10 protein-coding genes are annotated in these 14267 nt (G+C 67.4%); 8 read left to right on the top strand and 2 right to left on the bottom strand.

Features of this window, described 5'->3' with window-relative positions:
- Nucleotides 1-126: 126 nt before the first annotated feature.
- The gene (locus tag VF289_RS03320; RefSeq protein WP_330881058.1) at nt 127-795 is read right to left on the bottom strand and encodes a GntR family transcriptional regulator; all 669 of its coding nucleotides are present in this window, start codon (nt 793-795) and stop codon (nt 127-129) included.
- A gap of 81 nt (nt 796-876) precedes the next feature.
- Entirely contained in the window at nt 877-1722 is an 846-nt protein-coding gene (locus VF289_RS03315; RefSeq protein ID WP_330881056.1) for a hydroxypyruvate isomerase family protein, read from the bottom strand.
- Nucleotides 1723-1790: 68 nt separating this feature from the next.
- Here VF289_RS03315 and VF289_RS03310 point away from each other — a divergent pair, with 68 nt between their 5' ends.
- The 8 genes from VF289_RS03310 to VF289_RS03275 all read left to right on the top strand — a co-directional run bounded on the left by VF289_RS03310 (nt 1791) and on the right by VF289_RS03275 (nt 14234).
- A complete protein-coding gene (locus VF289_RS03310; protein WP_330881054.1) occupies nt 1791-3947 on the top strand; it encodes an alpha-amylase family protein in 2157 nt (718 codons plus the stop codon).
- Nucleotides 3944-4807 (top strand): NAD(P)-dependent oxidoreductase, encoded by an 864-nt coding sequence (locus VF289_RS03305; RefSeq protein ID WP_330881053.1) that lies wholly within the window; start codon nt 3944-3946, stop codon nt 4805-4807. Before VF289_RS03310 ends, VF289_RS03305 begins: the two co-directional genes overlap by 4 nt.
- Nucleotides 4807-6858: an alpha-amylase family protein gene (locus VF289_RS03300; RefSeq protein ID WP_330881049.1), complete on the top strand. Its 2052-nt coding sequence runs from the start codon at nt 4807-4809 to the stop codon at nt 6856-6858. The genes VF289_RS03305 and VF289_RS03300 overlap by 1 nt, the downstream gene beginning before the upstream one ends.
- A 462-nt stretch (nt 6859-7320) precedes the next feature.
- Nucleotides 7321-8988, top strand: coding sequence for a sugar ABC transporter substrate-binding protein (locus VF289_RS03295; protein ID WP_330881048.1), 1668 nt, complete (start codon nt 7321-7323; stop codon nt 8986-8988).
- Complete coding sequence (locus VF289_RS03290; protein WP_414644433.1) at nt 8985-9971, top strand: ABC transporter permease; 987 nt, start codon at nt 8985-8987, stop codon at nt 9969-9971. Before VF289_RS03295 ends, VF289_RS03290 begins: the two co-directional genes overlap by 4 nt.
- Nucleotides 9968-10954 (top strand): carbohydrate ABC transporter permease, encoded by a 987-nt coding sequence (locus tag VF289_RS03285; protein WP_330881046.1) that lies wholly within the window; start codon nt 9968-9970, stop codon nt 10952-10954. The genes VF289_RS03290 and VF289_RS03285 overlap by 4 nt, the downstream gene beginning before the upstream one ends.
- Nucleotides 10951-12096 (top strand): Gfo/Idh/MocA family oxidoreductase, encoded by a 1146-nt coding sequence (locus tag VF289_RS03280; RefSeq protein WP_330881044.1) that lies wholly within the window; start codon nt 10951-10953, stop codon nt 12094-12096. Before VF289_RS03285 ends, VF289_RS03280 begins: the two co-directional genes overlap by 4 nt.
- Nucleotides 12093-14234, top strand: a complete 2142-nt coding sequence (locus VF289_RS03275) for an alpha-amylase family protein (RefSeq protein ID WP_330881042.1) — start codon at nt 12093-12095, stop codon at nt 14232-14234. The genes VF289_RS03280 and VF289_RS03275 overlap by 4 nt, the downstream gene beginning before the upstream one ends.
- Nucleotides 14235-14267: the final 33 nt, after the last annotated feature.

Below are 14267 nucleotides of genomic sequence, written 5' to 3'. Positions count from 1 at the left end.
CGAAAGGACCTCTCCCCGCGTCGCGGACCGACAAGCGGCGTGCGGGCCGGAGGGGGCGCCGGGCCTGCGCGCCCGCAGCCCGACGTGGACCCGGAGGTGCGCGATCCAGCTGACGCGCGCCCGGACTCAGCTGCCTGAGATCTGCGCCCTCACCCGTTCGTGCGCCCGTCCCAGGTGCTCCGAGAGCGCCTGCTGCGCACCGTCCACGTCCCCACCCTGGATCGCCTCCATGATCGCGTCATGCTCGCTCACCACGGTCGAGGGGGAGGTGCGCCGATGCGCGGCGAACTGGCCCATCGTCAGGTGGATCTCGCCGGCGATGATCTCGTACATCCGTGCGAGCCGGTCGCTGCGCACCCCGTTGACCAGCGCCCAGTGGAAGTCGATGTCGTGCTGGACCTGGCCGCGGAAGTCGCCGCGCTCCGCGGCGTGGCTCATCGCCGACTGGGCGGTGGTGAGCTCCTCGGTGAGGTCCTTCTCCCGCGCGAGGTGCGCGGCGGCCGCGGATTCGAAGGTCTCGCGGCTGAAGAACAGGTCGTCGATCTCGGCGGCATCCAGCAGCGGCACCGAGGCCGAGCGGTGCGCGGTGCGGCGCAGCAGGCCGAGGGAGGTGAGCCGCTCGAGGCAGGCCTTCGCCGTCGGCCGGGCCACCCCGTACTCATCCGCCACCCGCTGCTCGGTGACCTTCTCGCCGGGGGAGATGTCGCCGTTGATGATGCGCTCGCGCAGCGAGGCGAACAGCGCCTCCGTCAGCGAGGCGGGTCCGAGCTTGTACTGGCCTGTCGCGGTCGCCACGGCGGCTCCTTCCGTTCACGCCGCCACCCCTGGCGACACTGTCAGCGGGGGTACATGTCCAACATGTAGCCCGGACTTACATCATGCCAGCGCGTCGGCGCCCTTCGCGTGCGAAAGCCATCCCAGCGTGCTCCGCGTCTCCCCGGTGGGCTTGTACTCCGCGGCGACCGTGCCGCGATATCCCGCGGCGATCAGGGCCTCCCCGATCGCGTCGAGGGCAGTCGCGCCGGTGCCGGGCTCTCCGCGCCCAGGGGCGTCGGCGAGCTGCACGTGACCGATCCGCTCGGCACCGCCCCCGATCAGGGCGAGGAGGTCCACTCCGTTGCTGGCCAGGTGGAACGTGTCCAGCAGGAGAGCGAGGTGCGCAGCTCCCACCTCCTCGATCAGGGCGAGGGCGTCCCTCGCGGTCTCGAGGGGGTAGTCGCCGTTCAGTCCGCGGGCCAGCGGCTCGACGAGCACGGTGCCGGGGGAGCCCGGAAGGTCTCCGAGCACCTCTGCGGCGCGGCGGTAGGCCTGCACGGCCGCCGGGCGCGCCGTGTCCTGCGCCCCGTGGGGCACCTGGCCGTGCAGCAGGTTGAAGCCCCGGCAGCCGGTGCGCTCGGCGATCCATCGCAGCGCCGCCAGCGAGGTCTCGAGCTCTGCGGCCCGCTCCGGCAGGCAGGCGATGCCGCGCTCACCGGCCGCCATGTCCCCGGCGAACACATTCATCCCGGTGAGGGCGAGCCCGGACTCCTCGATCGCGCCCGCCAGCTCCTCGAGCTCCGCCCGTGAGGGGTCCGCCGTCGGGAACGGCCACCACGTCTCGACCGCGGTGAACCCTGCCGCCGCGGCGGCGGCGAAGCGCTCGAGGTAGGGCACCTCGGTGAACAGGAGCGAGACGTTCGCGCTCACTCGGTATCCGTGCCAGGTGAATCCATGAGAGTCCATGCCGACATCTTGCCACGAGACGCTAGACATGTCAGCATGTATGACAATTCATCTCTGGGAGGAGATCAGTGACGATCGACGACACCCTGCTGGCCCCGGCCGCCGGCGCCCGCAGCCCCGAATGGTTCCTCAGCGCCACCCGCTGGACCCAGCTCACCTTCACCGAGGACGATCCGCCCGCCCTCGACGTCGACTTCTGGGTGGACGTCATGAAGCGCACGCGCTCGAACGCGCTGTGCCTCAGCGCGGGCGGCTACATGGCCTTCTACCCCACGCAGATCCCCTTCCACCACCGCAGCGACCAGCTGGGGGACAGGGACTCCTTCGGCGAGCTCGTCGAGCAGGCGCGGCGCCTGGGCATGCATGTCATGGCTCGTGTGGACCCGCACGCCGTCCACGCCGACGCCGCCCACGCCCACCCCGAATGGCTCGACCACGGCCCCGACGGCACGCCCGTGGAGCACGAGTCGATGCCGGGGCTGTGGTGGACCGATCCCATGAGCCCCTCCCACTGGGACTTCACCACCCGCATCGCCGAGGAGATCGTGCGCGAGTACGACGTCGACGCCGTCTTCGCCAACCGGTGGGAAGGGCGCCGGCGCGTCAGCTACAACCCCGGCACCCGCGCGGCCTTCCAGGCCGACACCGGCCAGGACCTGCCGGACGAGACCGACCCGCACGACCCCGCCTGGCCCGCCTTCACCGCCTGGCGGCGGCGACGGCTCAGCGAGCTGGTGGTGCACTGGGACGACGCCGTCCGCGCGATCAAGCCCCACGTCCGCTTCCTCCCCAACCGCGGCGCGGCCCTGACCCGTGACCTCGATCGTGACCTGGTCGAGGACCGCTACCCGATGTTCTTCGTGGACAAGCAGGGTCGCTCCGGCATCGAACCCTCCTGGACCTCTGGACGGATCGGCAAGCGCGCCCGCGGCCTGTACCCGGACCGCCCCGTCGCCCTGATCACCTCCGTCGGTCCCGAGGACCACGAGCTGCGCTGGAAGGACTCCGTCGCCGATCCCCACGAGACCCGGGGCCTCGTGGTGGACGGCTTCGCTCAGGGCGCCCTGCCCTGGTTCACCAAGTTCAAGGCGGAGAACTTCGATGACCGCTGGGTCGCGCCGATGGCCGAGGCGTTCCAGCTCCACGCCCGGGTCGAGGAGGCGACCGGACACCTCCGCCACACGGCCGACGTCGCCCTGCTGGACTGCGTGGACCGCACCGCCTCCACCCCCTTCGGCCACGGCCACGGGGGAGGGGCGCACGAGGACGGCGTCTACCAGGCGCTCATCGAGGCCCGCATCCCCTTCGAGTACATCGCCGAGGAGGCACTCGCTCCGGAGCGCCTCGACGGCGTGGCGGTGCTGGTCATCCCCACCGGCGCGGACCTCGACCCCGCGACCGTCACCACGATCGAGGCCTACGTGGCGCGCGGCGGCGGGCTCGTCACCGCCTTCGACGCCGGTCTCACCACCGGGCCGGGCGCGCCGTCCCTCGCCCTCGGAGATCTGCAGGGCGTGAAGCTCGCCGGCGGACTGCGCGGACCGCTGAAGAACAAGTACATGACGCTGGCGCGACCCCATCCGCTGACCGCCGGCTACGACGGCGCCCAGCGCATCATCGCCGGCGCGCACGTGCTCGACATCGAGGCGCTCCCCGGTACCGACATCGCCTTCTGCTTCGTGCCCGACTATCCCGACCTCCCGATGGAGGAGGTCTACCCCCGCCCCGGCGAGGCCCTGCCCGCGGTCGTCACGCGCGAGCATCCCGGCGGCGGCCGCACCGCCTACCTCGCCTTCGACATCGGCGACGTCTACTGGCGCTCCCTGCAGTCCGACCACGGCCGCCTGATCGCCGCCGCCGTCACCTGGGCCCGCGGCGAGGGGCCCTCCCGCGTGGAGGTCCGGGGGCAGGGTCTCGTCGACCTCGCCGTGCGCGAGGCCGACGGCGAGATCGCCGTGACCGTCGTGAACCTCACCGACCCGATGGCCATGCGCGGCCAGCGCCACGACGCTCTGCCACTGCACGGCCAGGAGGTCGTGCTCACCGTCCCCGACGGCAGCGAGCTGGGCAGCGCCGACCTCGTCGTCGCTGGCACCCCGGCGCGCACCGAGCTGCGTGGCCGGCAGCTCCACATCCCCCTGGACCGGATCGACGACCTCGAGGTCGTCCACGTGACCTGGACCCCCACCACCGCCCCCGCGGCGCACCACGGAGGAGAAGCATGAGAATCGGATTCATCGGACTCGGCGTCATGGGCGCCCCCATGGCGAAGAATCTGCTGGACGCCGGCCACGAGCTGCGGATCCACCGAGAGAACGCCCGCTCGCAGGGCCTCGTCGACGCCGGAGCGACGCTCGCCCCCACCCCGTCGGCCGCCGCCGAGGGCGCCGAGGTGGTGCTGCTCATGCTGCCCGACACCCCGGACGTGGAGGCGGTGCTGCAGGGGCCGGACGGCGTGCTCTCCGCGCTCGCCGACGGCACGCTCGTGATCGACATGAGCTCGATCTCCCCGGTCGTGACCGAGCGGCTCGCCGCCGAGGTCGCCGACGCGGGCGGCCAGTACGTCGACGCCCCCGTCTCCGGAGGGGAGGTCGGTGCGCAGGAAGGCACCCTCACGATCTTCGTCGGCGGGCAGGAGGCTGCCGTCGAGCGTGCCCGCCCGCTGCTGGGGATCCTCGGGGGGCGCATCACCCACCTCGGCCCGGCCGGCGCCGGACAGGCGGCGAAGGTCGTCAACCAGATCATCGTGGGCCTGACGATCGAGGCCGTCGCCGAGGGGCTCGCCCTGGCCGAGGCCTCGGGCCTGGACCCGGAGCAGGTGCGCTCCGCCCTCGATGGCGGCTTCGCCACCTCCCGCATCCTCGAGATCCATGGCAGGCGGATGGCCGATCGCACCTTCGAGCCCGGATTCCGGGTGCGGCTGCATCGCAAGGACCTGCGCCTCGCCCAGGACGCCGCCGCGCACCGCGGCCTCGCCCTGCCGGGCCTCGAGACGGTCGCCGGACAGATGGACGAGGCCCTCTCCCGCCAGTGGGAGGACCTCGACCACTCCGCCCTGTTCCGCCTGCTGGTGGAGGAGGGCTGATGAGCACGCAGAGCACGCAGGCCCCCGCCCGCGCCGACGAGACGGCGACCACGCCCTGGTGGCATTCCCCGTTCCGCACCTTCCAGACCAATCTGCGCGAGATCGACGCCGGTCTCGACGTCGAGGCGGTGCTCGACGCGATCGAGGACCACGGCGCGGACACCTGGCTGCTGAGCGTCGGCGGCATCATCGCCAACCACCCCAGCCGGCTCGCCTCCCAGACCGTGAACCCGTACCTGGCCGAGCGCCCCTCCGGTGATCTGGTCGGCGATGCCACCCGCGCGGCGACGGCCCGCGGCCTCCGGGTGCTGGCCCGGATGGACTTCTCCAAGATCGACGCCGCCCGCGCGGAGCGGCATCCCGAGTGGTGCTTCGTCTCCCCCCAGGGTGAGCCGCAGCTCTACAACGGCTACCGCAGCGTGTGCCCGAGCGGCGAGTACTACCAGCGCGAGATGTTCGCGATCGTCGCCGAGGTGCTGGAGAAGTACCCGGTCGCCGGGTTCTTCTTCAACTGGATGTCCTTCAACGAGGTCGACTACAGCCGCCGCTACCAGGGCGTCTGCCACTGCGAGGCCTGCCGGCGCGGCTTCGCGGCCGCCGCCCCGGGCACGCCCCTGCCCGCGGGTCCCGACGACCCGGGCTACCCGCGCTGGAAGCAGTACTCCGACGGAGTGCTGGAGGACCTTCACGAACGGATGCGGGAGCATGTGCGACACCTCGCCCCGCAGTCCGCGCTCATCCAGGGCGACCGCGCGGACATCACCTTCCACGAAGCGAACAACGCCGTCGGCCGCCCCCTGTGGCACCAGGCCACCGCCGACGCCGTCGACGCCGCTCGGTCGGCGGACCCGTCCCGGCCCGTCTTCGTCAATGCCGTCGCCTTCGTGGACATGCCCTACCGCTGGGCCGGCGAGGACCCCCGCCACCTCGAGCAGTACGCCGTGCAGTCCCTCGCCCACGGCGCCCAGCCCTCCACCTACATTATGGGCACCCCGGCCGACAGCCCCTTCCCGGGCCTCGCCGCGAGCGCGCGGATCAGCCGCTTCCACCGTGATCACCAGGAGCACTACACCGGTCTCGTCTCGACCGCGCGCACCGCGCTGGTGCGGCCGGCGGGCAGCGCTCGTGCTCGCACCGAGTTCGAGGGGTGGCACACCGCTCTCTCGGAGGCGCACATCCCGGCCTCCGTGCTCCGCGCAGCGGCGCTCGCCGACCTCGACCGCGGCCGCTTCGATCTCGTGATCCTGCCCGACGTCGGCGCGCTGCCGGAAGTGGCCCTTGCCGCCGTGCGTGCCTTCGCGGAGATGGGCGGCGCCGTGATCACCACCGGCAGCACCGCTTGGGCCGACGGCACCCACCAACTCGACCTCGACCGGTCGCACCTGCATCAGATGGCCGTGTTCGACACCGAGGAGTCCCTGCGCTCGCTGCACCTGGACCTCGCCGCCGACCTCGGCGGAGCAGGGAGCCCGGTGCACGTGCCTGCGCTGGGAGAGTTCCGTGCCCTGGGCGCCAAGGGCGGAGTCGGTCAGGGCGCTGCCGGGAGGGGCGGCTGGCCGGTGCTCGGTCGCGCCCTGTACGGCCCGCCAGAGAAGTGTCACGGCAACGAGGTCACCGGCCATCCCGGCCGGGTGGGCTGGCGGCTCGAAGCCGGCGGCACGGTCACCGTGATCCCGTGGCTGCCCGGCCTCGTGCTGCGCGAGGTGGGTGCCTCCGTCGTGGGCCGCGCCCTCGCCGCGCTGGTCGCGGAGGTGGGCGGTGCCCACCTGCGATGGGGTACGACACTGCCCGACCACGTGCGCATCGTCCCCGGTCGCGGAGCGCGCGGACCGATGATCCACCTCCTCAACCGCAGCGGCGAACGGCCCCAGCGGTTCGTGGATCCCGCCCCGACCGCCCCGGCCGACCTCGAGATCACCTGTCCCGAGGAGCCACGCGGAGTGCGTGCGCTCGTCACCGGCGATGAGCTCGACTGGACCTGGTCCGAAGGCGTGCTCCGACTGTGCACGCCAGGGATCGACGTCTTTGAGGTCATCTGCGTCAACCCGTGAGATTCGGGCCCCGAGCCTGAGACCTGGCGCGGGCCGGGTCGGGGGCGGCGCGTTTCGCGTCCGGACGACTACCGCGCACTCCGATGTAACAAATAGGCATGTGTTCTTGACAGACAATCTTACAGTGGCGAAGATTGTTCCATGCGGGGCCACGGGGCCTCCGCACCTTCCAACGACGGGAGTACAGCAATGCGCCACCTGAGTCGACGCGGTCTCTCGAAGAGTGTCGGAGCAGCGGGCGGGGCCTGTGATTCGGCCGCCAGCAGTGGTGTGACCGGAGGTGGCGGTGATGCTGCCTGTGGCCTCCATTGACCTTTCGGGGCAACAACTTCCGGCAAGGGTGAGGGCTTTCAGTGAAGCCACCCCCGCAAACGACGGCACGTAGCGCTGTAGGCGGGCGCGTGCGGAGCCCCGGAAGATCTACAGATGATGACCTGCAGTTTCTATCTCTTGGAGGACGACATGACTAAAGCACCGAATGCAACCGAATTGACTCTTGGGCGACGGAACTTCTTCGTTCTGGCTTCAGGGCTGGCCGCTACGAGTGTCCTCGCTGGCTGCGGTGGAGGCGCTTCGTCGGGATCCGCGGCGGGGACCGAATTCACCGGCTCCATCCAAGAGCTCCTCCCGAACCTCATTCCGCACGACGTCGCGATGCCGGATATCGAGGGCGTCGACGGATCCGTTCCCGGGTTCACCTCGATCCCGGAGGAGTTTGTGCCGTCAGTGGCGGAGACTCCGGGCCGCGGAAGCTCCTTCACGGCCATGACGCCTTTGTGGTCGAATGTTCCGCCCGGGAAAGACAGCAATGAGTACATGCAGGAAGTCGATGCGGCGATCGGGGCTGACTTCCAGTTCAACATCACGGACGGCAACACCTACAACGAGAAGCTCCAGGCGGTGCTGGCGTCGCCACAGAACATCCCCGACTTTGTGACGGTGCAGTCCGGCGGCATGCCCAATCGATTCGAAGAGGCGCTCGAGGCGAACTTCGAGGACCTCACGCCCCACCTGGCCGGTGACGCGGTCGCGAAGTACCCGAACCTTGCGGCGCTGCCCACCGAGATGTGGAGCTGCTGCGTGTTCGGTGGACGCCTCTATGGCCTGCCATATGCGAGCGACATCATCGGCAACACCGTCTACTACCGCAGTGACATCGCTGATGAGCTGGGGGTCTCCATGGAGTTCTCGGACGCGGCGGAGTTTCTGGAGGTGCTCAAAGAGGTCACGGACCCCGGGGCGAACAGGTGGGCAGTCAACGATCTCGCCAATGGAGCAGCAGTGCACACGATCTTCGGAACGCCCCCGGATTGGGTGAAGCGGGACGGGGCTCTGGTGCATCGCTATGAGACTGAGGAGTATCGAGCGGCCCTGGACTTCCAGTCGCAGGTTTTCGCTGCCGGCGTCGTCCACCCCGACTCTGTTGCGGGAAACAGCCAGCAAGGACGGCAGCGGTTCATCTCCGGTCAGGTTCTCATCACGGGAGACGGAGTGGGGGGATGGTTGTCGACTTTGCGTCAGGCACGGCCGGAGAACCCGGAGTTCGAGATGGCTCCGATTCCCGCCTTCAACGGCGCGGGAGGAGACCCGGTGTACTGGAAGAGTGCGCCGTCGAACCTCTTCACCTTCGTGAAGAAGTCAGATGATCCGAGTCGGATCGAGGAGCAGCTGGCGCTGGCCGACTACTTCGCCGCTCCTTTCGGCTCCAGTGAGTTCGCACTGCTGGAGTACGGGGTGGAAGGGGTGCACCATACCCGCGATGAGGACGGCGTCTTCCACTTGACCGAGCAGGGGCAGCGTGAAGTCGTCAGAACATACACCTGGATCTCGCGCTCGATCCGCGTCGCCACGGAAGCGCAGTTCGACGGATACGTCGACGGCATGACGAGCTGGATGGCGTCGATCATGCCGTTCGCGGAAGAGCCGCTCGGTTTCGGCCGAACCATCATGGAGCCGTCAGAGTTTGCTTCCCTGAGCACCCCGTTCGACGATCTCGAGTCAGATATCGCGCGAGGACGACGCCCGCTCTCGGACCTGGATGCGGCGTTGGAGAACTGGCGCACGTCCGGCGGTGACCGCATGAGGGACCACTACGCGGAGATCTTCGATTCCCTCGAGGATGCCGAGTGACCGCGACCAGGCCACCAGTCGCCGAGACGGCTCCGGTGGACGCCCCCTCCACGGGCCCGGTGGTCACCAGGACTCGTAAGCCGCTGAGAGTGCGACTGCGCAACGACTGGCCATTGCTGATCATGGCGGTACCCATGGTCGGTCTCCTCGTCGTCTTCCAGTACGTGCCGATGTTGGGCAATGTGATGGCGTGGAAGGACTACTCGCCCTACGTCGGCATCATCAACAGCGCGAACGTGGGGTGGCAGAACTTCGAGCGTGTGCTGGGCGACCCGGCTTTCTGGCAGGCAACACGGAATACAGTGGCCATCACTTCGGTTCAGCTCGTGCTGTATTTTCCGATCCCGATCATCCTGGCGTTGCTCCTGAACACGATTCTGTCCAAGCGGATCAAGATGGCGATCCAGGCCATCACCTATATGCCGCACTTCTTCTCCTGGGTGATCGTCGTCGCGATCTTCCAGCAGATGTTCGGCGGCGCGGGTCTGCTCAACCGATTCCTGCGGTCCAACGGCTTCGAGCCGATGGACATCATGACGAACCCCGACACGTTCATCCTGCTGCTCACATCGCAGTCGGTCTGGCGTGATGCCGGGTGGGGAATGATCGTGTTCTTAGCCGCACTCAGCACCGTGGACATCTCCCAATATGAAGCGGCCGCAGTCGACGGGGCCAGTTCATTGCGGCGCATGTGGCACATCACTCTGCCAGCCTTGAAGCCCGTGATCATCCTGCTGCTGATCCTCCGGCTAGGCGACTCTCTTTCGGTCGGATTCGAGCAACTGATTCTTCAGCGGGAAGCGGTGGGTGCAGGGGCAGCGGAAGTCCTGGACACATTCGTGTACTACACAGGAGTTGTCAACGGAGATTGGAGCTACGGCGCGGCGGCTGGTCTCATCAAAGGGGTCGTGGGAATGCTCCTCGTGATCGGCGCCAACAAGGTTGCACACGCGTTCGGAGAAGCTGGGGTGTATCACAAATGAAGGTGACGAGCGAAAGTCTCGACTCCATTGGAGGAAGAAGTCGTAGTTCGCGGGTCCGTCGAGACTGGAACGGGCGGCGACGCCATCCGGAGCGTCCCGTCTGGGATGAAGAACCGAATGTCGCCACGAAGACCACCAAGAACGTCGTCCTGGTCCTCGTCGTGCTGGCAGTCCTGTTCCCGCTGTGGACCGTGGTCATCACAAGCTTCTCCACGCAGGGTGCGATCACGAATGCCGGAGGACTCGTGGTAGTTCCCACGGATCTGACGGTGAACGCATACCAGCAGATTCTCTCCGGCGGCGTCGTGACACGATCTATCGGAGTCTCCGTCATTGTGACAGCGGGAGGCACGGCGCTGAGCCTCTTCGTGTCCATCCTTGGCGCCTACGCACTGTCTCGTCCCGGGACTCTGCTGCACCGTCCCATCCTGTTCCTCGTGCTGATCACGATGTTCTTCGGAGCAGGCATGATCCCCACGTACCTCCTCGTCTCGAGTCTGGGACTGATCGATACGCTGTGGGCATTGATCCTTCCGACGTCTGTCTCCGCGTTCAACGTCATGATCATGCGGAATTTCTTCATCAACGTGGATCGCTCGATGATCGACTGTGCACGGATCGACGGGGCCAGTGAGTGGCGCATTCTGTGGCAGATCGTGCTGCCCGTCTCCAAGGCGGTGGTCGCGGTGATCGGCCTGTTCTACGGGGTCGCCTATTGGAATGCATTCTTCAATGCGATGCTCTATATCAACGACTCCACGCTTTGGCCCTTGCAGCTCGTGCTGCGTTCGTATGTGTTGCAGGGGCAGGCGATTCCCGGTGCATCCGCTGCAGAGTTGGGAATGGATCAAGGCGGGACGCCGGCCGGACTGGCGATCCAGATGGCCGTGGTGGTCCTGGCCATGGTGCCGATTCTCGTCGTCTACCCGTTCGTCCAGCGTCACTTCGCCACCGGTGTGATGATCGGGGCGGTGAAGGGATGAGCGTGTCCAGGAGTGACGTGCGCAGTCCAGACGTTTCCTTACGACCGGACTCCCCGCGCCGCGTGGCGGTTGTCGGGGCAGGAAACATGGGTCAGAAGTGGCTCAAGTTGGCGGCAGAGTCGCCCCGGACAGACGTCGTAGCGGTTGTCGATGTCGATCCCATGAGAGCCGGTGGAGCAGTGGCAGCCCACGGCCTGAATGATGTCCGCGTGGAGGAAGACCTGACGAAATGCACCTTCGAGATCGACTTGGTAGTCAACGCGACGATCCCGGCAGCGCACCATGAGGTCAGCAGATTGGCCATGGTGCACGGGAGGGACGTCGTCAGCGAGAAACCCGCGGCGGCGGACCTCGCCGATGGGCTGCGACTGGCGGCAGTGGCAGACCTGACGGGAAGGATGCTCAGCATCAGTCAATCTCGGAGCCTGCTTCGCAGTGTGCGGCAGCTCGCGACGTCGTCGTTGGCCGGAGGGACGATCGGCCAGGTGCGATGCGATTTCGCGCGGCACGCCCGCTTCGGTGGCTTCCGTGAGCAGATGTCCCACCCCCTGCTGCTTGATATGGCCATCCACGCCTTCGATACGGCTCGTGTTGTCACAGGTGCCGATGCGCGTGCCGTGACGTGTCAGGAGAACAATCCGGCATGGAGCTGGTTCGACGGCGACGCCGAGGCCACGGCCGTGTTCTCCATGAGCAACGGAAGCACATTCGTCTACGCGGGTTCGTGGTGCACGCTGGGCGCCGAGACCTCCTGGAACGGGACGTGGCGTGTAGAGACTGGAACAGGCACGCTGCACTGGGACGGAGAGGAACCTCCGAGACGAGTCATCGGAGACTCACATCTCGAACTGCCCTCTGAGCCGTACGGGCGTGAAGGCATCGCAGCGGCATTCGACGAGATGATCGATGCGCAGTTCGGCGGCCCGCAGCCGTCGGGCGCGATCTTGCGGAACCTGGGAAGTCTGGCCATGGTCGAGGGGGCGGTGGCATCCTCACAGAACTCTCGCTCCCTTGCGTTCGAAGAGATCTATGACCGTGCCGTCTCGGAAGCGAGCCGCCGTGAGCAGGACTCCGAGGTGCGAGCCCGGCTCGATCACGTGGTGCAGCAGCTGCTGACCTCCATCGAAGGAACTGCCGGATGAAGCGCGCCACCGTGGGAACTGCGATGCGATGGGGCCAGCTCACGATGGCCGAGAACGATCCGGATCCCGGCAGCGGTTTCGACGTCGACTTCTGGCTCGACTACCTGCGCCGGTGCAAAGTCGATGGTGTGTGCATCAGCGCTGGTGGTTACGTGGCGTACTACCCCACGGACGTTCCTTTCCACCACCGAAGCCGATGGCTCCAGGGCCGTGATGTGTTCGGTGAACTGGTCGACGGCGCGCGACGCGCGGGGATGGCGGTGCTGGCACGGGTGGATCCCCACGTCGTGCGCGCTGACGTTGCCGTGCAGCACCCGGAATGGATCGCACGCGACCCAGAAGGGGAGCTGCGGCATCACTGGGTGGTGCCGGATCTCTATCTCACGTGCCCGTTCGGGGGGTACTCCACCGAGGTCGTCCCCCAGATCATGCACGAGATCGTGGGCACGTATGACGTCGACGGAATCTTTGCCAACAGGTGGACGGGACACGGAGTCTCCTACTCGACGGCCGCTCAAGCGCTCTTTCGGGAGGCGTCGGGCCGTGACCTTCCCGTCGACGGTGACGGCATCGAGCACTGGCGACAGTACGAGCGGTGGCGCGGCAGTGCCCTTCTCGATCTTGCGGAGAACTGGGATGCGTCCCTTCGCCGCAGCAACGCGGCGACTCGGTTCTACCCGAACTCGGGAGGCGGCCCGCTGTCCGATCTGGATATGGAGCGCATGGTCTCTGACCTGCCAGGATTCTTCATGGATCGTCAGGCACGTGAGGGTGCGACCCCGATCTGGATGAATGGGCAGCATGCGAAGGAGTTTCGGGCCGCTCTGGGAGATCGTGCGCTCGGAGCGATCTTCAGCATCGGGTTCGAAGCCCCGTATCGGTGGAAGGATTCCGTCCAGTCACCGGCGGAGCTTCAGCTGTGGATCGCGGCCGCTATCGCCAACGGAGCGCGGCCGTGGTTCACAAAATTCGGAGGCACGATCAGGGACGGGCGTTGGCTCGACGTGGTCGAGGAGATGTATCGATGGCATGCCGAGGCAGAGCCCTATCTCCAGGACGCGACGAGCATCGCCCGGGTCGCGGTGGTCTCCTCCGAGCGGACGAAGCACGTCGTCGATGCTGGTGAAGCTCACCAGCGAGCACAATCTCCCGTACTCGGCTGGGCTCAGGCGTTGGTCGAGGCGCGCATACCTTTCGATATGGTCCATGCCGATCAGATCAATCAGGCCATGCTCGAGAGATACCAGGTTCTGATCATGCCGAACGTCCCCGTCGTCACCGCCCGAGTGGCGACAGACATCGAGGCGTGGGTCCGCCAGGGTGGCGGACTGGTGGCAACGCAGGAAACAGGTCTTCGCGATGAGTCGGGGCAGCTCCTGGACGAAGCGCGATTCGAGGAGATCCTCGGGACCGTGCGGCTCGGGGAGTTCACCGACATTGTGCGCAACTCTTATCTGGCGCTGGAGGCCGATCATGAGGTTCGCGGCCGGGTGAGAGATACAGACCGGATCATCAACGGGGTGCGGTGGCTGCCGATCGCTGTCCGTCCAGATTCCGGAGGACGTTGCACGAGCGTGGTCGCCCGCCTTCTTCCGCCCTTCCCGGACTTGCCGATGGAGGATATGTTCCCGCGAGACGAACAGCCTGGTGCACCTCAGATTCTCGCTTCCCACGTGGGGGAGGGGCGAACCGTCTACATCGCTGGTGATATCGACAGGATCTTCGACGAGGTCGCGAATCCTGACCTCGGCGGGATGATGGTGGGGAGTCTCGAATGGGTCGCGGACGAGTGGCCCTCACCCGTGATCGTCGATGCGCCGGGTCTGCTCGAAGTCACGGTGTGGAGCCATGGCAATGGTTTTGCGGTCCACCTCGTCAATCACAGCAACCCGATGGCAATGCGCGGACCTGCCCGAGAGCTCATGCCGCACCCCGGGGCGACGGTGACGATGGACTGTCCCGCCCGTCCCGCGGCCGTCCAGCTGCTGCGTCCCCGGCGTGAGCCGACGTGGTCCTGGGACAGCGGAAGCCTTGTCGTCCACGTCGACGCGATCGGCGATATCGACATCATCGCAGTTGACCTATCCCTCTCGGCGGATGGGGACGAAGACATGCTGGTGGAAGCTGCGCCGTTGTGACCAGACCCGAGGCCGCCGGCAAACCTGCCGCGG

Source organism: Brachybacterium sp. (assembly GCF_036379615.1).
GTDB lineage: Bacteria > Actinomycetota > Actinomycetes > Actinomycetales > Dermabacteraceae > Brachybacterium.
Note: the sequence above shows the minus strand (reverse complement) of the source record. Positions and strands in the feature narration are given on the sequence as shown.

Bases quoted from the DNA above. Each gene is read 5' to 3' on its own strand.
- VF289_RS03305 (WP_330881053.1), top strand. From the start codon at position 3,944: ATGAGAATCGGATTCATCGGACTCGGCGTCATGGGCGCCCCCATGGCG.
- VF289_RS03275 (WP_330881042.1), top strand. From the start codon at position 12,093: ATGAAGCGCGCCACCGTGGGAACTGCGATGCGATGGGGCCAGCTCACG.
- VF289_RS03315 (WP_330881056.1), bottom strand. From the start codon at position 1,722: ATGGACTCTCATGGATTCACCTGGCACGGATACCGAGTGAGCGCGAAC.
- VF289_RS03280 (WP_330881044.1), top strand. From the start codon at position 10,951: ATGAGCGTGTCCAGGAGTGACGTGCGCAGTCCAGACGTTTCCTTACGA.
- VF289_RS03295 (WP_330881048.1), top strand. From the start codon at position 7,321: ATGACTAAAGCACCGAATGCAACCGAATTGACTCTTGGGCGACGGAAC.
- VF289_RS03300 (WP_330881049.1), top strand. From the start codon at position 4,807: ATGAGCACGCAGAGCACGCAGGCCCCCGCCCGCGCCGACGAGACGGCG.
- VF289_RS03285 (WP_330881046.1), top strand. From the start codon at position 9,968: ATGAAGGTGACGAGCGAAAGTCTCGACTCCATTGGAGGAAGAAGTCGT.